The 18,051-nt window shown below is 76.7% G+C and carries 19 protein-coding genes; 9 read left to right on the top strand and 10 right to left on the bottom strand.

Features of this window, described 5'->3' with window-relative positions; genetic code table 11:
* Positions 1-64 precede the first annotated feature (64 nt).
* Positions 65-580, bottom strand: coding sequence for a CinA family protein (locus ABD345_RS04555; RefSeq protein ID WP_344550432.1), 516 nt, complete (start codon positions 578-580; stop codon positions 65-67).
* Entirely contained in the window at positions 577-2,043 is a 1,467-nt protein-coding gene (locus ABD345_RS04550; RefSeq protein WP_344550431.1) for an aminotransferase class I/II-fold pyridoxal phosphate-dependent enzyme, read from the bottom strand. The genes ABD345_RS04555 and ABD345_RS04550 overlap by 4 nt, the downstream gene beginning before the upstream one ends.
* Before the next feature lie 281 nt (positions 2,044-2,324).
* On the opposite strand from ABD345_RS04550, the gene ABD345_RS04545 reads away from it, so the two are divergent.
* From ABD345_RS04545 to ABD345_RS04530, 4 genes are all read left to right on the top strand, one after another.
* Positions 2,325-3,266 (top strand): ABC transporter ATP-binding protein, encoded by a 942-nt coding sequence (locus tag ABD345_RS04545; protein ID WP_344550430.1) that lies wholly within the window; start codon positions 2,325-2,327, stop codon positions 3,264-3,266.
* Positions 3,263-4,108: an ABC-2 transporter permease gene (locus ABD345_RS04540; protein WP_344550429.1), complete on the top strand. Its 846-nt coding sequence runs from the start codon at positions 3,263-3,265 to the stop codon at positions 4,106-4,108. The genes ABD345_RS04545 and ABD345_RS04540 overlap by 4 nt, the downstream gene beginning before the upstream one ends.
* Positions 4,109-4,266: 158 nt before the next feature.
* Positions 4,267-5,631: a sensor histidine kinase gene (locus ABD345_RS04535; RefSeq protein ID WP_344550569.1), complete on the top strand. Its 1,365-nt coding sequence runs from the start codon at positions 4,267-4,269 to the stop codon at positions 5,629-5,631.
* Positions 5,628-6,302 carry a response regulator gene (locus ABD345_RS04530; protein WP_344550428.1) on the top strand — a complete coding sequence of 225 codons (675 nt, stop codon included), beginning with the start codon at positions 5,628-5,630 and terminating at the stop codon, positions 6,300-6,302. The genes ABD345_RS04535 and ABD345_RS04530 overlap by 4 nt, the downstream gene beginning before the upstream one ends.
* A 27-nt stretch (positions 6,303-6,329) precedes the next feature.
* On the opposite strand, the gene ABD345_RS04525 is transcribed toward ABD345_RS04530, so the two are convergent.
* The gene (locus tag ABD345_RS04525) at positions 6,330-7,760 is read right to left on the bottom strand and encodes a sensor histidine kinase (RefSeq protein ID WP_344550427.1); all 1,431 of its coding nucleotides are present in this window, start codon (positions 7,758-7,760) and stop codon (positions 6,330-6,332) included.
* Positions 7,753-8,430 (bottom strand): response regulator transcription factor, encoded by a 678-nt coding sequence (locus ABD345_RS04520; protein ID WP_344550426.1) that lies wholly within the window; start codon positions 8,428-8,430, stop codon positions 7,753-7,755. The genes ABD345_RS04525 and ABD345_RS04520 overlap by 8 nt, the downstream gene beginning before the upstream one ends.
* Positions 8,431-8,676: 246 nt before the next feature.
* Here ABD345_RS04520 and ABD345_RS04515 point away from each other — a divergent pair, with 246 nt between their 5' ends.
* The 3 genes from ABD345_RS04515 (at position 8,677) to ABD345_RS04505 (ending at position 10,739) form a co-directional block, all read left to right on the top strand.
* Entirely contained in the window at positions 8,677-9,189 is a 513-nt protein-coding gene (locus tag ABD345_RS04515; protein WP_344550425.1) for a PepSY domain-containing protein, read from the top strand.
* Between the two features lie 261 nt (positions 9,190-9,450).
* Positions 9,451-10,098: a DedA family protein gene (locus tag ABD345_RS04510; RefSeq protein ID WP_344550424.1), complete on the top strand. Its 648-nt coding sequence runs from the start codon at positions 9,451-9,453 to the stop codon at positions 10,096-10,098.
* Positions 10,095-10,739, top strand: a complete 645-nt coding sequence (locus tag ABD345_RS04505; RefSeq protein WP_344550423.1) for a phosphatase PAP2 family protein — start codon at positions 10,095-10,097, stop codon at positions 10,737-10,739. The genes ABD345_RS04510 and ABD345_RS04505 overlap by 4 nt, the downstream gene beginning before the upstream one ends.
* A 197-nt stretch (positions 10,740-10,936) precedes the next feature.
* Here ABD345_RS04505 and ABD345_RS04500 read toward each other — a convergent pair whose 3' ends face one another.
* The gene (locus ABD345_RS04500; protein WP_344550422.1) at positions 10,937-11,278 is read right to left on the bottom strand and encodes a VOC family protein; all 342 of its coding nucleotides are present in this window, start codon (positions 11,276-11,278) and stop codon (positions 10,937-10,939) included.
* 56 nt (positions 11,279-11,334) lie between these two features.
* Positions 11,335-12,078 carry a class I SAM-dependent DNA methyltransferase gene (locus ABD345_RS04495; protein ID WP_344550421.1) on the bottom strand — a complete coding sequence of 248 codons (744 nt, stop codon included), beginning with the start codon at positions 12,076-12,078 and terminating at the stop codon, positions 11,335-11,337.
* A gap of 121 nt (positions 12,079-12,199) precedes the next feature.
* Here ABD345_RS04495 and ABD345_RS04490 point away from each other — a divergent pair, with 121 nt between their 5' ends.
* Positions 12,200-12,730 (top strand): N-acetyltransferase, encoded by a 531-nt coding sequence (locus ABD345_RS04490; RefSeq protein WP_344550420.1) that lies wholly within the window; start codon positions 12,200-12,202, stop codon positions 12,728-12,730.
* A gap of 6 nt (positions 12,731-12,736) precedes the next feature.
* Here ABD345_RS04490 and ABD345_RS04485 read toward each other — a convergent pair whose 3' ends face one another.
* The 4 genes from ABD345_RS04485 to ABD345_RS04470 all read right to left on the bottom strand — a co-directional run bounded on the left by ABD345_RS04485 (position 12,737) and on the right by ABD345_RS04470 (position 16,828).
* A complete protein-coding gene (locus ABD345_RS04485; RefSeq protein ID WP_344550419.1) occupies positions 12,737-12,907 on the bottom strand; it encodes a hypothetical protein in 171 nt (56 codons plus the stop codon).
* Positions 12,908-12,924: 17 nt separating this feature from the next.
* On the bottom strand, positions 12,925-14,649 hold the full coding sequence (locus tag ABD345_RS04480) for a serine/threonine-protein kinase (RefSeq protein WP_344550418.1): 1,725 nt from the start codon (positions 14,647-14,649) through the stop codon (positions 12,925-12,927).
* Positions 14,650-14,778: 129 nt separating this feature from the next.
* Complete coding sequence (locus ABD345_RS04475; RefSeq protein ID WP_344550417.1) at positions 14,779-15,564, bottom strand: GNAT family N-acetyltransferase; 786 nt, start codon at positions 15,562-15,564, stop codon at positions 14,779-14,781.
* Between the two features lie 772 nt (positions 15,565-16,336).
* A complete protein-coding gene (locus tag ABD345_RS04470; RefSeq protein WP_344550416.1) occupies positions 16,337-16,828 on the bottom strand; it encodes a MarR family transcriptional regulator in 492 nt (163 codons plus the stop codon).
* A gap of 122 nt (positions 16,829-16,950) precedes the next feature.
* Here ABD345_RS04470 and ABD345_RS04465 point away from each other — a divergent pair, with 122 nt between their 5' ends.
* Positions 16,951-18,012 carry an ABC transporter substrate-binding protein gene (locus ABD345_RS04465; RefSeq protein ID WP_344550414.1) on the top strand — a complete coding sequence of 354 codons (1,062 nt, stop codon included), beginning with the start codon at positions 16,951-16,953 and terminating at the stop codon, positions 18,010-18,012.
* Positions 18,013-18,051 lie beyond the last annotated feature (39 nt).

The raw sequence follows: 18,051 nt of genomic DNA, 5'->3' as shown, positions 1-18,051 counted from the left end.
TCTGTCGCGGCCCGACGGCCGCCGCGTGTACCCCGGGGTCCGCGCACCACACCTGTCCGTCCGTTCAGCCGTCGGGGCGCAGCGCGTCGCGCAGCAGGCGCAGGGCGGCTTCGACGGTGGCGGCCCGGACGTCGGCGGGCCGGTCGGTGGGCGGCTCGGGGCAGGCGGTGCGGGTGCCGCCGGGGCCGCTGACGGCGACGTGCACGGTGCCGACGGGGCGGCCGTCGTGCGGGGCGGGCCCGGCCACGCCGGTGGTGGCCAGGCCGTAGGTGGCGCCGGTGCGGCCCCGGACGCCCTCGGCCATCTGGGCGGCGACCTCGGGGTGGACGGTGCCCTGCTCGGCGACCAGCGCGGCGTCCACCCGCAGCAGGCCGGTCTTGAGCTCGGCCGCGTAGGCGACGACGCCGCCGAGGAAGACCCCGCCCGCGCCGGGGGCGTCGGCGAGGACGGCGGCGAGCCGTCCGGCGGTGAGCGACTCGGCGGTGGCGACGGTGTGTCCGGCGGCGGCGAGCGCGGCGGTGACCTGCCGGGCCAGCACGGCGCGCTCGTCCAGGCCGGGCCGGGGGCCGTCGGTGCTCACGGCTCGCGGACGACCTTGACGGTCGCCAGGTCGGAATCGGCGCTGTCGGGGATGAGCATGCCCGCCTCCAGTCCGGTGCGCAGGTACTCCAGGACGGCGTCGTTCAGGCGTTCGCCGGGGAGCGCGGCGGGGATGCCGGGCGGGTACGGGGTGAGCATCTCGGCGGCGATCCGGCCGGCCGCCTCCTTCAGCGGCACCTGCTCGGTCGGCCCGAAGAACGCGTCGCGCGGCAGGTCCGCCTGCTCCAGCCGCAGCTCGCCCGGGTCGGGGACGTCCACGGTGGTGGCCGGGCGCAGGGTCGGCACGGCGTCGACGAGTTCGCGCAGGCCGTGCAGCAGGGCGTCGGCGGTGGTGCTGTCGTCGGCGTGGGTGAGCTGGGCGCTGATCCGGCGGTGGTCGCAGACGTGCAGGGTGAGCTGGTGGTGGGAGCGCAGCCAGTCGCCGGCCCGGTAGCCGGTGGTGCCGAGCGCGGAGACGTCGACGATCACCTGCAGCGGGTCGAGGTCGGCGGCCAGTTCGGGCCCGCAGAAGTCGGCCCGGCCGTGGACGTGCAGCCCGTCCAGGGCGTCGATCCGCTCGCGGACGTCGGCGGCCAGCGCCAGCGCGGCGCCGAACAGCTCGCGGCCGTGCTGGACCATCTGGCGGCGCCAGCCGTCGAGCGCGGCGTACAGCAGCACGGAGGGGCTGGTGGTGCCGAGCAGGTCCTCGCGCTGCTTGAGGACGTCGGGGGCGACCAGGTCGCCCTGCAGGTGGAAGACCGAGCTCTGTTCGAGGGCCGATCCCATCTTGTGGACGGAGGTGACGCACACGTCCGCCCCGGCGTCCATCGCCCACTGCGGCAGGTCGGGGTGGAAGGGCAGGTGCGCGCCCCACGCCTCGTCGACGATCAGGGGCTTCCCGGCCGCGTGGCACACCTCGGCGATGCCCTTCAGGTCGGCGCAGGTGCCGTACGGGGTGGGCGAGGTGACCAGCGCGCCCTTGACGTCCGGGTGCCGCTCCAGGGCGGCCCGGAACGCCTCGGCGCGCGGCGGGTGGGCCAGGTGCAGCTTCGGGTCCCAGGACGGGTCGACCCAGACCGGGCGGATCCCGGCCAGGATCAGACCGGCCACCACGGACTTGTGGGCGTCCCGGCTCACCAGCAGTTCCTCGTGCGGCCCGGCGACGGAGAGCATCGCGGCCTTGACCGACAGCGAGCTGCCGCAGGTGGAGAAGAAGGTGTGCTCGGCGCCGACCGCCTCGGCCATCAGCGCCTGGGCGTGCGGCAGGATGCCGCGCGAGTCGGTGCGGTCGTCGAGGCCGCCGCTGGCCAGCACGTCGGAGCGGAACACGTCCGGCCCGAGTACCTCCAGGACGCGCGGGTCGGCGCCCCGCCCCTGCTTGTGGCCGGGCGGGGTGAACACGGTCAGCGGGTTGGCGTGGAAGGCCGCGAGGGCCTCTAGCACCGGCGCTTGGGACTGGTCCATGTCGGCGCGTGTGCCCCCGCCCCGGGCGGCGAAACGGGCCCGGCGGGCGGCGGCGCCGCGTCGGGTACGGCGGCACCGCGTCGGGTACGGCGTCCCCACCTCGCACCCGGCACCCGGCACCCGGAGGGGGTAGTACCCCGGTACCACCCGGCGGCGAATGATCGTCCCCGGGTGCCGCCGTCCGGGCCCGGGCCGCGCCTAGCGTTGCCGGTGCCGCACCTGACGCGGCGCTGGCGAGGCGGTCGGGACGGTCCCGGCCGGTGGCGGTAGGGAGCGGGCCGATGATCGAGGCGCAGCAGTTGACGAAGCGTTACGGCGAGAAGACCGCCGTCGACGGGTTGGACTTCACCGTCAGGCCGGGCAGCGTGACCGGGTTCCTCGGCCCGAACGGCGCCGGGAAGTCCACCACGATGCGGATGATCGTCGGGCTGGACGCGCCCACCGGCGGCTCGGTGCGGGTCAACGGCCGCCGCTACGCCGAGCACGCCGCGCCGCTGCAGGAGGTCGGCGCGCTGCTGGAGGCGAAGTCGATCCACCCGGGGCGCTCGGCGTTCAACCACCTGATGGCGCTGGCGCACACCCACGGCATCCCGCGCGCCCGGGTCGAGGAGGTGATCGGCCTGACCGGCCTGGAGTCGGTGGCGAAGAAGCGGGCCGGGGCGTTCTCGCTGGGCATGGGGCAGCGGCTGGGCATCGCGGCGGCGCTGCTGGGCGACCCGGCCACGGTGATGCTGGACGAGCCGGTCAACGGCCTCGACCCGGAGGGCGTGCTGTGGATCCGCAACCTGCTCACCGGCCTGGCCGCCGAGGGGCGGACGGTGTTCGTCTCCTCGCACCTGATGAGCGAGGTCGCGCTGGTCGCCGACCACCTGATCGTGGTCGGCCGGGGCCGGCTGCTGGCCGACACCACGGTGCGGGAGCTGGTCGGGCAGGCCGGCGGGGACCGGGTCACGGTCGCCTCCGCCGACCCGGCGAAGCTGCGCGGGCTGCTCACCGGGCCCGGCGTGGAGATCACCGGCCGGAGCGGTTCGGAGGAGCTGGAGGTGACCGGCCTGACGGCCCGCCGGATCGGCACCGTCGCGGCCGAACACGGCATCACGCTCTACGAGTTGGCCACCCGCACGGTCTCCCTGGAGCAGGCGTTCATGGACCTGACCCGGGACGCCGTGGAGTACCACGGCTCCGCCACCACCCCCGCCGAGGCTTCGAGGAGCGCCGCGTGAGCACCACCACCGTCACCGAGCCGGCCGCCACCGCCGCCCGCCCCGCCCGTCCGCCCTACCGGGTCACCTTCGTCCGGGTGCTGCGCTCCGAGTGGGCGAAGGCCTGGTCGCTGCGCTCGACCTGGATCACCCTGGGCCTCGGCCTGTTCTTCCTGATCGCGTTCGGCCTGATCGCCGCCTACCAGTTCAAGTCCCGGCTGACCTCCGGCCGGCAGATGGACCGGGACTTCGCCGATGCCAGCGCGCTCACCCTGTCGCTGTTCGGCACCAACTTCGCGCAGCTCGCGCTCGGCGTGCTGGGCGTGCTGATCGCGGCGGGCGAGTACTCGACCGGCATGATCCGCTCCACGCTGGCCGCGGTGCCGCGCCGGCTGCCGGTGCTGTGGGCGAAGGCCCTGGTGTACGGGGCGGTCGCGCTGGTGCTGGCCACGGTCGGGGTGTTCGTCGCCTTCCTGTGCGGCAGCGGGATCCTCTCCGGCACCAGGGCGGCGCTGACCCTCTCGGACGCCGGGGTGGTGCGCGGCCTGTTCGGCGCGGGCCTGTACCTGGCGCTGGTCGGCGTGATCGGCGTCGCGCTGGGCATGCTGCTGCGCTCGATCGCCGGCGGCATCTCGGTGCTGGTCGCCTCGCTGATGCTGGTGCCCGGCCTGATCTCGCTGCTGCCCGAGTCCTGGCACAGCCACATCAGCCCGTACCTGCCGAGCAGCGCGGGCGAGGCGATGTTCGCCCTGCACCACGACAGCACCACGCTGTCGCCGGGCGCCGGGCTCGCCGTGTTCGCGCTGTGGACGGCGGCGGCGCTGGCCGGCGCCGCGGTGCGGCTGCTGCGGCGCGACGCCTGACCCCCCGTCCGACACCTGACAGACTGATCCACCCCCGTGGTGCCCGGGCGGCCGACCGCCGCCCGGGCGCCGCGCCGTACGCCGTCCGACCACCCCTGGGGCTTCCCGTGCACGATCCGGTCCTCCCCCACCACCCGCAGGGCGCCGAGGGCGCGCCACTGCCGGGCCACCCGCTGCTCGACCAGCTGGCCCGGGCCGGGCAGCGCCTGCGCGGGCCCGCCGTCCGGCGCCCCTGGCTGCTGGACGCCGCCGTGGTCGCCCTCTCCTTCCTGGCGTTCTGCGTCCCCGACCTGGTGCACGACGGGGACGGCGACGGCCCGCGCGGGCACCGCGTCGCCTTCACCCACCTGCCGCTGCCCGCCGTGCTGGCCTTCCAGGCCGCGCTGCTGCTGCCGCTGCTGTGGCGCCGCCGCCGGCCGGCCGCCGCGTTCGCCGCCGTGACGGCGGTGTTCCTGGTGCAGTGGTCGCTCGGCGCGGCGCTGCGGGCGGACGCGGCGCTGCTGCTGGCGCTGTACGCGCTGGCCCTGCACGGGCGGCTGCGCGACCTCGCCTGGGCCTGCGCGGCCAGCGCGCTCGGCACCGGGCTGGTCGCCGCCCGGCTGTCCTCGGCGGTGCCGGTGTGGGACGTGCTGTTCTTCCTGGTCGCGGCGGTGACGGCCGCCGTCGCCCTGGGCATCGCGGTGCGGGTGCGCCGGGCCCAGCTGGCCGGGCTGCGCGAGCGGGCCGCCCGGCTGGAGGTGGAGCGCGACCAGCGCAGCCGGCTGGCCGCGGCGAGCGAACGCGCCCGGGTGGCCCGGGAGATGCACGACATCATCGGCCACAACCTGTCGGTGATCATCACCCTCGCGGACGGCGGCGCCTACGCGGCCCGCTCCACCCCCGAGCGCGGGCCGGAGGCGCTGACCCTGATCGGCGACGCGGGCCGGCAGGCGCTCGGCGAGCTGCGCCGGATGCTGGGCGTGCTGCGCGAGCACGGCGCCGGCCCCGAACTGGCCCCGCAGCCGGGCATCGCCGACCTGGACGGACTGTGCGGCCGGATCCGGGCGGCGGGCCCCGAGGTGCTGCACCGCACCGAGGGTGCCCTCGAAACGCTGGACCGCGGCGTCCAGTTGACGGTCTACCGGATCGTCCAGGAGGCGCTCACCAACACCCTCAAGCACGCCGGCCCGCAGGCCCGCACCCGGGTCTCCGTCTCGCTCGTGGACACCCGGCTGCGGGTCCGGATCGACGACAGCGGCCCGCCCGGCGGCGCCCCCGCGCCGGACGGCACGCCCCCCGGCGAGGGCCAGGGCGTCACCGGCATGCGGGAGCGGGCCGCGCTGTACGGTGGCACCGTCACGGCGGGCCCGGCCCCGGGCGGGGGCTGGTCGGTGCTCGCCGACCTGGACGTCACCCCCGTCGCCCCGGCACCCGCGTTGGGCGCCCTGCCTGCGCACGCCCCGCACGCCCTCGACCCGCACGCCCAGCACGCCCTCGACCTGCCCGCCCCGCACGCCCTCGACCCGGCCGGAGGCCCGGTGTGACCACCGTCCTGATCGTGGACGACCAGCCCCTGCAGCGCTTCGGCTTCCGGATGCTGCTGGAGAGCCAGCCCGACACCTCGGTGGCCGGGGAGGCCGGGCACGGCGCGGAAGCGGTCCGGCTGGCCGCCGAACTGCGCCCCGACGTGGTCCTGATGGACATCCGGATGCCCGGCATGGACGGCATCGAGGCGACCCGGCTGATCGTCGCCGCCGGCGGCCGCTCCCGGGTCCTGGTGCTGACCACCTTCGACCTGGACGAGTACGCGCACGCCGCGCTGCGCGCCGGGGCCAGCGGCTTCCTGCTCAAGGACGCCCGCCCCGAGGAACTCCTGGCCGGCGTGCGCGCGGTGGCCGTCGGCGACGCCGTGGTGGCCCCCGCCGTCACCCGCCGCCTGCTCGACGCCTACGCCCACCACCTCCCGGCCCGCCCGGCCGGCCCGGTCGACGACGACCCCCGGCTGGCCGCGCTGACCGGCCGCGAACGCGAGATCCTGCTCGCCGTCGGCCGGGGCTGGACCAACGGCGAGATCGCCGAACGCCTCGTCCTCTCCGAATCCACCGTCAAGACCCACGTCGGCCGGGTCCTCGCCAAGATCGGCGCCCGCGACCGGGTGCAGGCCGTCATCTTCACCTACGACCTGGGCCTGACCCGCCCCAACTCCCCCGGGTAGCGCGCCGCCCGGCACTCCCCGCGCCTCCTACCCGGCAGGCCGGTCGGGGCCCTCCCCGGCGGCGGGCAGGGTGGTGCGGAAGGTGGTGCCCGGGCCGTCGGTGACGGTCAGGGTGCCACCGTGCAGGGTGGCGATGTCGCGGGCGATCGGCAGGCCGAGGCCGGTGCCGCCGTCGTCGCGGCTGCGGGCGTCGTCGAGCCGGGTGAACCGTTCGAAGACCTTCTCCCGGTCGGCGGGGGCGATCGGCGGGCCGTCGTTGCCGACGTCCAGGACGACGGTGCCGGCGGCGGGGTCGGTGGTGACGAGGACGGTGACCCCGGTGCGGGCGTGCCGCTGGGCGTTGTCGAGCAGGTTGGTGAGCAGGCGGCCCAGCCACAGGCGGTTGCCGAGCACCCGGGCGCCGTCCTCGGTACGGACCTCGACCCGGGGGCGGCCGGCCGTCGCGGTGCGGGCGAGTTCGGCGAGGTCGAGCACCTCGCGGGGGCCGTCGTGCCCGGCGGCGTCGAGCCGGGCGAGCAGCAGCAGGTCGGCGGCGAGCGACTGGAGGCGGTCGCTGTCCTGGAGCGCCCCGGCGACCATCTCGGCGCGGACCGCCGGGTCGGGGTGGCTGTGGGCCACCTCCAACTGGGTGCGCAGCACGGCGAGCGGGCTGCGCAGTTCGTGCGAGGCGTCGGCGATGAAGCGGCGCTGGCGGACGCCGGCGGCCTCCAGCCGGTCCAGCATGGCGTTCATGGTGTGGGCGAGCCGGGCGATCTCGTCGTCGCTGCCCGGTTCGGGGACCCGCCGGTCCAGGTCGCGGTCGCCGATCCCGGCGACCTCGGAGCGGATCGCCTCGACCGGCCGCAGGGCGCGTCCGGTGGCCCGCCAGGTGACCGCGCCGACGGTGCCGACCAGGACGGCGCTGAGCGCGGCGAGCGCGGCGGTGGTCAGGTCCTCGGCGGTGTCGGCGGTGTGCAGCGAGGCGCCGACCCGGATGGTGACCGGCCCGCCGGGGGTGCCGGTGGTGACGGTGGTGACCCGCTGGTGGTGCTCGTCGCCGAGCGCGCCGAGGTCGAAGGTGGAGCGGCCCTCGCTGGTGCCGGAGGGGGCCAGCGCGGGGTGGCCGGCCAGGTTCTGGCTGGCCGCGACGACCTTGCCGTCGGCGTCGGTGACCTGGATGAAGTCGGTGCCGTGGTCGAGCGGCAGCTGCCCGGGCAGGTGCCCGTCGGCGGCCAGTCCGGCCACCGCGAGCGCCTGTTCGCGGGCCCCGGCCTCGACCGTGCGCACCAGGTTGACCCGCAGCAGCAGCACCACGGCGGCGGAGGCGATCAGCAGGACGGCGGCGACGCTGAGGCAGGCCGCGATGGTGGTGCGGGTGCGCACCGAGCGGGGCGCGAGGCGGCGGACGGCGGCGGCCGCGCGGGCCCGGAGGGTGCGGGGCGCGCGGGGCGCGCGGGGGGCGCGGGGCCGTTCAGCCACCGTCGGGCTCCAGCCGGTAGCCCGCGCCGCGCACGGTCTGCAGGGCGCTGCGGCCGAACGGGGTGTCGATCTTGCGGCGGAGCGCGCTGATGTGCACCTCGACGGTGTTGGGGTCGCTGTCGGCGGCGGCGTCCCAGACCTGTTCGAGGATCTCCCGCTTGGAGACGGCCTCCCCGGCCCGCCGGGCCAGGTGGTCGAGGACGGCGAACTCGCGCGGCGTCAGCGCGATCGGGGTGCCGCCCCGGGTGCAGGTGCGGGCGGCGGAGTCGACCACCAGGTCGCCGAGGACGGCCCGGCGCGGGGCCCGGGAGCCGATCCGGCGGGCCAGCGCCTTGAGCCGGGCGACCAGCACGACGAAGGAGAACGGCTTGGACAGGTAGTCGTCGGCGCCGGTGTCCAGGGCCTCGGCCTCGTCCCACTCGCCGTCCTTGGCGGTGAGCATCAGGATGCCCGCGTCGCTGCCCGCCGCCCGCAGCCGGGCGCAGACCCGGTAGCCGTTGAGACCGGGCAGCATGATGTCCAGGATCACCACGTCGTAGGAGTGGTCGGTGGCCCTGGCCAGGCCCGACAGCCCGTCGTGGACGATGTCGACGGTGAAGCCCTCCGCCTCCAGCCCGTGCTTGATCGCCAGGGCCAGCCGCTGTTCGTCCTCCACCACCAGTACGCGCATGCCCCCAGGGTGGCAGGTCAGCGCGGCCGCGCACTGAAGGCGTCTTCAGGTCTTCAGCAACCCTTCAGCGCGCCCCCGCCATGCTGGGGCCCTCGCCCCGGCGCGGTGCCCGGGCACGGAGGGGAACAGGGGTCGGGAACCGTGGACGAGCAGCAGCGGTCGGGGGCGGGGCGCCCGGAGCCGGCGGGCCCGCCGATACCGGCGGAGCAGCCGGCGGCGGGGCGCCCGGAGCCGGCGGGACGGTCGGTGCCGGTACGGCTGCGCGGGCGGGCGGTGCGCTGGGGCGGCGGGGTCGCGGTCGCGGCGCTGCTGCTCGGCGGGGCGGCGGCGGTCGCGGCCGCCGGGCACCACGAGCGCCACGAGCTCCACGGTGGGAAGAGCGCGGCCCGCGGCGAGGAGCACGGCCGGGGGCGGCACGGCGAACGGCACGACCGGGGCGGGCGCGACGGCCGTGACGGCCGCTCCGGCGACGGGTCGACCCGGCAGGACCGGCCGGGCCCCACCGGCCCCGGCGCCCCCGGCTCCTCCGGCTCCTCCGCCGCACCGGCGCCGCTGCCCGCGCTGGCCGCCGCCGACGCGGTGGCGAAGGCGACCGCCGCGGTACCGGACGGCCGGGCCGAGTCGCTCCGCCCGGCGCCCACCGCCGACGGCGGCCGGGCCTGGCAGGTGGTGGTGCTCGGCCCGGACGGCGTGCGGCACCTGGTCACGGTGGACGGCACGACCGGCGCCCTGACCGGCAACACCGTCCTCAACGGCTGACCGCCCCTCCTGCCTCCCTTCCGCCCCCTCCCCTCCCCCGGCAGGGCCACACCCGCGGTGAGCAGCCACCCGCCGTCGGGGCTGCTGCTGGCGGTGCTGCTCACGGGCGCGGGGCCGCCTGACCTCGGGTCCCGCCGCCACCTGAAGCCGTCTTCAGGTCTTCAGGAACCGTTCAGCACACCTGGGCCATGCTGGTGGTGAGGGTGCCGCCCGTCCTCAACGGATCTCCTCGACGTCCCTCCTCGGAAAGGCGCACCGCCGATGCTCTCCTCCTCGGCCCTGCTGGCCGTCAACCCGCTGGACGCGGGATCGCTGCTGGCCTCGTTCGGCGCGCTGGGCATCGCGGTGGTGATGTTCGCGGAGACCGGCCTGCTGGTCGGGTTCTTCCTGCCGGGCGACTCGCTGCTGTTCACCGCGGGCCTGCTGTGCACCACCGGTGCGCACAGCGGGCCGCACCTGAACCTGGGCGAGGTGCTGGCCGCCGCGGTGGTCGGCGCACTGGCCGGGGCGCAGGTCGGGTACCTGATCGGGAAGCGGGGCGGCCGGGCGCTGCTGGCCCGGTCCCGCAACAAGCACCTGCAGGCCGGGGCGGTGCGGGCCGAGGAGATCCTGACCCGCTACGGGCACGCCAAGGCGGTGGTGCTGGCCCGCTTCGTCCCGGTGGTGCGCACCGTGCTGAACCCGCTGGCGGGCGCCCTGGGCGTGGACGTCCGGACCTTCACGGTGTGGCAGGTCGCGGGCGGCCTGGTCTGGACGGTGGGGCTGGTGCTGGCCGGGTACGCGCTCGGCTCGTCGATCCCGAACGTCGACCACTACCTGCTGCCGATCGTGGCCCTGGTGGTGCTGGTCTCGCTGCTGCCGCTGGCCCTGGAACTGCTGCGCTCCCGCCGCCGGGCCGGGGCCGAGTGAGCGCCTCCTCCCCGCGTCGCCCCGTCCTGCCGGCTTCGGCCTGCGGCGGGGCGTTCGCACTGCTCACGGTCGTGGTGCTGGCCCACGGCCGGGCCCCGTTCGGCTTCGAGACGGCGGCGGTGCACTGGGGCGTGACCCACCGACCGGGCTGGGCCCGGACGGTGGCGATGGCGGTGACCGCGCTGGGCACCGACGTCTTCCCGTACCTGCTGGCCCTGGCGGCGGGCGCGGTCGCGGTCCGGTCCCGCCGCCCCTCCGGCGCCCGGCCGGCCCTTCTCCTCCTCGCCCCGGTGGCCTGGCTGATCGCGGGCCAACTGCTCCGACAGGGGCTGATGCGCATCCTCGCCCGCCCCCGCCCCCCGATCGCCGACTGGGCCTTCGACGCCTCCGGCCACGCCTTCCCCTCCGGCCACGCCTTCACCTCGGCCCTCTCCGCCGGCCTGCTCGCCGTCGCGGTGGCCCGCGCCCACCCCCCGGCGGCCCGCCCCGCAGCGGCAGCGGCAGCGCTGTTCACCGCCGTGATCGGCTTCACCCGGGTCTACCTGGGCGTGCACTGGCCCCTGGACGTCCTGGGCGGCTGGCTGCTGGCAGCCGCCTGGCTGGCGCTCGGAGTGCGGCTGCTGCCACGGCTCCCGCGCTGACGGACGCCCCCACCGGCCGCCCCGCAGCGCACCGCCCACGCCCCGCCCCACTGGCCCGGAGGCTCGCACAGACCGGGATGGTCATTGCGGCACTCCAGGAGCACCTGCCGGGCCTGGTGGCCGAGACAGCAGAACGCCCCGCTCGGCCAAGCACCCTACAGGGCTCCGTCGTTGCGGCCGGGGCCGCCGGGCCGGGCTCAGTGGACGCAGAACTCGTTCCCGACCGGGTCCCGCAGCACCGTCCAGGTCAGGCCGGGGATGCTGTGCTCCCCGACGACGCTCGCCCCCAGGGCGACCAGGCGCGCCACCTCCTGCGCCATGCCGGCGCCGGACGCGACGGCGAAGTCGACGTGCACCCGGTTCTTGCCCAGCCGCTCCTCGGCCACCCGCTGGAAGCCCATCGCGACGGGCTTCGCGCCGACGATGACGAAGTCGCCGTGGTCCTCGGCGATCTCGCCGCCCAGCGCCTCGGCCCACCAGCGGGCCAGTTCCCGCGGTTCCGCACAGTCCACCGTGATCATCACTGCTGCCAGGGTCATGGCCGCCACTCTAGCCACGACCGCCGACATCCCCGGTCCGGCGGTGGGACGGCCGGTCAGGACGGCGGTCTGCGCCAGACGGAGACGTGCTTCGCGGAGTCCCGGGTGAACGGGGTGCCGTCCCAGTCCGCGACGCGGCGTTCGAGTTCGAGGCCGGCGATCTGGGCCATCAGGTCGAGTTCGGCGGGCCAGGCGTAGCGGTGGCGGGAGTTGGCGCGGCGGTAGGAGGCGTGGTCGCCGTCGCGGGTGAAGTGGTGCGAGACCAGGATCTGGTCGACCGGGTCGAAGGTGTCGAAGCCGAGGTGGCGGTCGGAGAGGTCGAAGGGCACCGCGAGTTGGCCGGGTGGCAGGAGCCGTAGCGGGGGGACGCCGAGTTCGATGACGAACCGGCCGCCGGGTTCCAGGTGGCGGGCGGCGTTGCGGAAGCACTCGACCTGCTCGTCCTGGGTGAGCAGGTTGGAGATGGTGTTGTAGACGAGGTAGACCAGGGTGAACCCGCCGGGGACGACGGTGGTTGCCATGTCCCCGAGGACCACGGGGAGGGTGTCCTCGTCGACCTTGCGCCGCAGCACGGCCGCCATGTGCTCGGACAGTTCGATGCCCGCCACCGGCACGCCGCGTTCCCGGAGCGGGACGCCCACCCGTCCGGTTCCGATGGCGAACTCCAGGGCGCGGCCGTCCCCGGCGAGTTCGGCGAGGAAGGCGAGGGTCGGTTCGAGGGCGGCCGCCGAGGACGACTCGGCCTCCCCGGCGTCGTAGCGCTCGGCGGTCTCCCGGTCCCACAGTTCGCTGCTCGTCACGGACGTCCACTCTGCCGGGCACCGGCGGCACTGTCGACGCGTTTACCGCCCGGCGCCCGCCGCCCCGGTGCTACGGTTCGCCGACCCTGGATCCGCCTCGCGGAGGAAGCGGAGGCCCCGCGTGCCCGTCGAACTGCGCCGCTGCACCGTCCTCACCCCGCCGGTCCGGGCCGCACTGCTGGAGGTGTACGCGGACGTGCGGGCGCCGTTGCTGCACGAGCCGAACTACCGGGTCGGGGCGTTCGCCGGGCGGCTCGACCTGCACGCGGCGGGGGCGGGCTTCGCGCTGGTCCTCGGCCGGGACGGCGACACGCCGGTCGGGTACGCGTACGGGAACACGGTCGGGCCCGGTGACGGGTACTGGGGGCGGTTGGCGGGGCCGCTGCCGGCGGGGTTCGCCGACGAGCCGGTGTTCGCCCTGCGGGAGATCGGCGTCCGGGGTCCGTGGCGGGGCACCGGGCTCGCCCGCCGGATCCACGACGCGCTGCTGGCCGACCGGCCGGAGCGGCGGGTCTGCCTGATGGTGAACCCGCTGGCGGGGGCGGGCCGGGTGCGGCGGCTGTACGAGGACTGGGGCTACCGGGCGTTCGGCACGCAGCCCGCCACGGCGGTGTCGCCGGAGCTGGTGGCGATGGTCCGCCCGGTCCGCTGAAAAGGATCAGCGGGGCGTCGCGGCGGCCGGCAGGTGGCGGTGTGCGGGGCGCCCGGTGTCGCCGTAGCGCAGCGACAGCCGCAGCCGGCGGTCCTGGGCGCGTCGTCTGAGGTGGCACTGGGCGGTGGAGCGGGCAAGGCCGCCGTGGTGACCGGCCGTCGGCTGACGGCCGGTCACCGCGGCGCTCCGGGTGGTCAGGACTTCACCACCCGGAGGACCTTCCCGCTGGCGCCCGCGGTGAGGTAGCCGCTGCTGTTGTAGTCGTCGGAAACGTAGTAGCGCAGGGTGATCTCGTCGGCGAACCAGCCGTAGTCGACGTGCAGGTAGCTGGACTTGGGGTGCGGCACGCCGAGCTGGGCCCTGGCGGTGGCCATCACGGTCGGGATCTGGCTCCAGTCGATCTTCGCCAGGTCGGCGGGGTCCTGCCCCTCGATGACGGTGCCGCCGGGCCGGCTGGTGAGCTTGCCGTCGCGGTAGCTGACCTCGTCGTAGCGGGTGGGGTCGTCCTTCTTCAGCACCTTGCCGTTGGCGTGGTCCGGATAGATCGACATGTCGATGACGGTGGTGCTGCCGGTGGCCGCGCGGATCTTCTCCACCAGGCCGCGGGCGCCGTCCGCGGTGAGCAGGCCCGTGCCCGGATCGACGGGCGCACCGGGGGTGACGGGGTCGACGGACGCCCCGGGGTCGGCACCGGCGGACGAGGCGGGGGCCGCCGGACTGCTCGGCGGGGCGGCCGGGGTGCTCGCGGGCGCCGAGACCTTCGGGGCCGAACGCCCGCCGCCCTCGGCCTCCTTCCGGTCGAACAGGCCCGGCCCGAGCGTCCACCCCAGCACCCCGAGCGCCGCGACCCCGGCCAGCACGGCCAGTTGCGCCCCGGGCCGCCGCGACCGCTCCGGGCCGATCGCCCCGGTCGGGGCGTGCGGAGCGTGCGGGGTGCCCGAGGTACCCGGGGTGTCCGGGGTACCCGGGGTGTCCGGGGTGTGCGGGAGGGTGCCGTCGGTCTCCGTCCGGGCGTGCGGGGGCGGGGAGTTGGTCTCGGTCGGCGAGAAGGCCGGGCTGCCGCCGAGGGTGCCGTCGACGCCCTGCTCGGCGGCCGCGAACAGCCGGTCCAGGCGGGCGGCGTCGGGCCGCTCGGCCGGGTCGCGGGACAGTAGCGCGGTCAGCGTCGGCCCGAGCGGGCCGGAGCGGACCGGCGGCGGCAGCGGCTGGTCCAGGACGGCGGCCAGGGTGGCGATGCTGTTGGCCCGGCGCAGCGGGTGGTGGCCCTCGACGGCGACGTACAGCGTCATGCCGAGCGACCACAGGTCGGAGGCCGGGTCGCCCTCGTGGCCGCGGATCCGCTCGGGGGCGATGTACTCGGGGGAGCCGATCAGCGCGCCGGTGGCGGTCAGGCTGGTGGACTCGCTGAGCGCGGCGATCCCGAAGTCGGTGAGCACGGGCGTGCCGTCGGCGCGCAGCAGCACGTTGCCCGGTTTGACGTCCCGGTGCTGGATCCCGGCGGCGTGCGCGGCGCCGAGCGCGGCCAGCAGGCCGCGGCCGAGCCGGGCCGCCTCCTGCGGCGCGAGCGGGCCGCGGCCGAGCCGGTCGGCCAGCGAGCCGCCGGGGACCAGCTCCATCACCAGCCAGGGGTGGGCGAGTTCGGCGTTGTCGACGATGTGGTGGATGGTCACCACGTTGGGGTGCTGCAGCCGGGCCAGCGCCCGCGCCTCCCGCAGGACCCGCTCGCGCAGCTCGTACGCGGCCGCCGGATCCGCGTCCAGCATCGCCGGGTCCGGCGGCCGGACCTCCTTCAGCGCCACCTCGCGCTCCAGCAGGGTGTCCCTGGCCCGCCAGACCAGCCCCATCCCGCCGCCCCCGAGCCGCGCCAGCAACTCGAAGCGGCCGTCGATCAGTTGGCCCCCGGGCCCGGCTGTCGTCATGCCGCCCATCGTAGGGGCGGCGACCGACGCCCATCGAGCACCGCGGCGCCCGTCCCCGCACTTCACGGCGGTGGTGGACGAACGGCCCGGACAGCCAGAGGGGCCAGGGGGGCCGGACGGCCGAGGCGGTCAGCAGGCCAGGGGCGGGCGGAGGTACGGCGTGGTCGTGGTGAGGGTCGTGAAGCCGAGCCGGCCCAGGATCGGACGGCTGTCGTCGGTGGCGTCGACCTGGAGGTAGCGGTAGCCGAGCTCGGCGGCGAGGCGGGCCCGGTGGGCGACCAGCGCCCGGTAGATGCCCCGGCCGCGCCAGGCCGGGTGGGTGCCGCCGCCCCAGAGGCCGGCGAACCCGGTGCCGGGGAGGAGTTCCATCCGGGCGGAGCAGACGGGCGTCCCGTCGACCGTGGCGACCACCAGGCGGAGGGTGTCGGGGTCGTGGGCGAGGCGGTCGAGCAGCCGCTGCCGCAGCTGGGCGGCGTCGGTGCCGAACGCCTGCTCGTGGACGGCCGCCACCAGGTCGACCCCGGCGGCGTCGGTGACCGGGCGGAGCCGGACGCCCGCGGGCAGGACCGCGTCGGTCCCCGACTCCCGGACGTCGGCGACCATCACCGCCTCGGCCGGCCCGGCGGTGAAACCGGCCGCGCACAGCCGCCGCCCGAGGTCGGCGGGCCGGTCGTGGGCGTACGCCTTCCACTCGCACTCCAGGCCGCGCGCGGCGAAGTGCCGGGCCTGGGCGGCGATCGCCGCGTCCGCGCCCGCCGCGTCGAGGTCCGACCAGAGGACGCCGTTCCAGTCGTGCTCCGCCCCGGTCTGCCGCACCACGGCGCCGTCCCGCTCGACCCGGGCGGTGGGGCTGTCCGGCCGCGCGTCGCGCCGCAACCGCCGGTCGAACAGGGCGAGTACCTCGTGCTGGTCCATCCGCCCACCCCAGCACCCGCCGGGGGTGCCGTGCAAGCGGATTTCCCCTGGTCAGGGCGGTGGCCGTGCGGCCGGGGGGGCGAGGGCAGGGACGGGGACGGGGACGGGGACGGGGACGGGGGTGAGAATCCCGGCCGTGCACGAGGAGACGGGCGACGAACCGGTGCGCCACTACCGGGGCCGGATGGTCACCGGACCGTTCCCGGCGGTCGACGGGGCCGAGGCGGCGGCGCTCGAACGGGAGACCGGACGGCCGCTGCCGGAGCCGTACCCGGCCCTTCTGCGGGCCGCCGGGGCTCCGGGCTCGACTACGCGGTGCACCTGCCGGCCTGCGAGCTGGAGCCGCTGCACGCCTTCGACGAGCTGCTGTACGCGCTCGGCCGGGACGCCGCCGGGCGGTACGACCCGGCACCCTGCTGGGCGAGCACCGGGCCAACCCGCCGGAGTTCCGCGGCCTGCTGCCGATCGCCCGCAGCGGCGGCGGGGACACCCTGTTCCCCGACCCGTGCCCGGCGACGCACGGACGGCTGTGCGCCTACGTGTTCGGCGTCCCGTGGCCGGGACGGCTGCGGCACGGGGTGCGCACCGAGGTCGCCCCGGACCGACGCGCTGGTCCTCGACCCGGACACGGCGGAGCCGAGCTGGACGGACGCGGCCGACTGCGGCCCGGCGGACCCGTGGCGGCGGGCGGTCGAGGACCGGCTCGAGCGGGAACTCCCGCACTGGCGGACCGAGCCCTGGCCCTACTGACAGGGCGCCAGGGCGCGACGCGTCAGAGCGCGGCGAGCCGGGCCAGCGGGCCGGCCGGGTCGGGGAGGGGGGCGCAGGCGGCGCGGACGGCGGCGTCGTGGGCGGCGGCGAGGGCGTCGAGGCGGGCCAGGCGGGTGCGGCCCTGCCGGGAGAGGTGGGCGGTGATCCGGCGGCGGTCCCGGTCGTCGTGGCGGCGGTAGACCTGGCCGGTGTCGGCGAGGGCGTCCACCAGGCGGCTCAGGCTGGCCTGCGGGATCAGCAGGGACTGGGCGAGTTCGCCCATCGGGTGGCCCTGCCCGTCGGCGAGTGCGCGCAGCACCCGCCACTGGTCGACGGTGCAGTCCTCCTCGGCGAGGGCGACGGCCAGGCCGGTGGTGAGGCGGCGGTGGGCGAGCGCGACGAGTTCGACCAGCAGCGGTGCGGGAGCGGCGTCCGACCCGGCGGCGTCCCGCGTGCCGGCGTCCAGGCCGGCGTCCAGGTAGGCGGCGTCCGACCCGGCGGTGTTCGCGGACATCCGGCCTCCCGTTCCGATCCGTTCCGATCCGTTCCGATCCCTTGCCGCGGCCCGCCGGGGTTTCCCGGCGCCCGGCGGGACGACCATACTCGCACCGTCGGGGAGGGCGTGAGGGACGGGTGATGCTGGACGCCAGGCTGGTCGATCCGCTCGACGCGCTGCTCCTCGGCCGGGAGGGCGGCGCGTTCCGGGTGGGTCTCGTCGTGCCGCAGTCCGGGACGCTCGGGCTGACCGGCCCGTCCGCGCTGGACGGCGCGCTGCTGGCGGCGCACGAGGTGAACGCCCGCGGCGGGGTGCTCGGCCGCCCGCTGGAACTGGTGCTGGTGGACGGCGGCGGCGCGCCGCAGCCGGTGGCCGCCGAGGTGCGCCGGCTGCTGGCGGCGGGGGCGCTGGACGCACTGGCCGGCTGCCACACCAGCGACGTGCACCGGGTGGTGGAGGCGGTGGCCGCCGAGCGGATCGCGTACGTGTTCACCCCGCCGCACGAGGGCGGCTCCCGGCGGCCCGGGGTGCTCTGCACCGGCATCGCGCCGACCGCCCAACTCGGGTCAGCCATCGGTACGTTGACGGAGCGTCACGGGCTGCGCCGGTGGGCGCTGATCGGCAACGACTACATCTGGCCGCGCAATGTGCACCGGGCCGCCGCCCGGCTCGCGGCCCGCGCCGGGGCCCGGGTGGTGCTGGACCGCCGGGTCGCGTTCGGGGCGGTCGAGCGGGCGGTCGAGCCGCTGCTGGACGAGTTGCGCGCCTCCCGCGCGGACGGCCTGCTGCTCAGCCTGATCGGGCGCGACCAGGTGGTGTTCCACCGGGCGCTGCGCCGCAGCGGGCTGGACCGGCGGCTGGTGCGGCTGTCCGGCGCGCTGGAGGAGAACGGCCTGCTGGCCCTGGGCGGTGACGGCACCGGCACGCTGTACGCCGCGATGCCCTCGTTCGCGACCCTGGCCGAGGAGCCCCGCCAACTGCTGGCCGAGCGCCACCGCGCGCTGTGCGGCCCGTGGGCGCCGGTGCTGGACGCGTACGCGGTGGGCCTGTACGACGGCCTGCACCTGCTGGCCGCGCTGGCCGCCCGCCGGGCGCTGGAGCCGGCCGACCTGGTCCGGGCGGCCGCCCCGCTGCTGCGCGCCGGGCGGCGCACGGTGCACCTGGCCCGCGCCGAGGGCCCGGCCTTCACCGTCCTGCCCTGAGCCGTCCTGCCCCGAGCCGTCCTGCCCCGAGCCGTCCGC

This window comes from Kitasatospora saccharophila (genome assembly GCF_039529925.1).
In the GTDB taxonomy this organism is placed as follows: domain Bacteria; phylum Actinomycetota; class Actinomycetes; order Streptomycetales; family Streptomycetaceae; genus Kitasatospora; species Kitasatospora saccharophila.
This window is presented reverse-complemented; position numbering and strand designations above follow the sequence as displayed.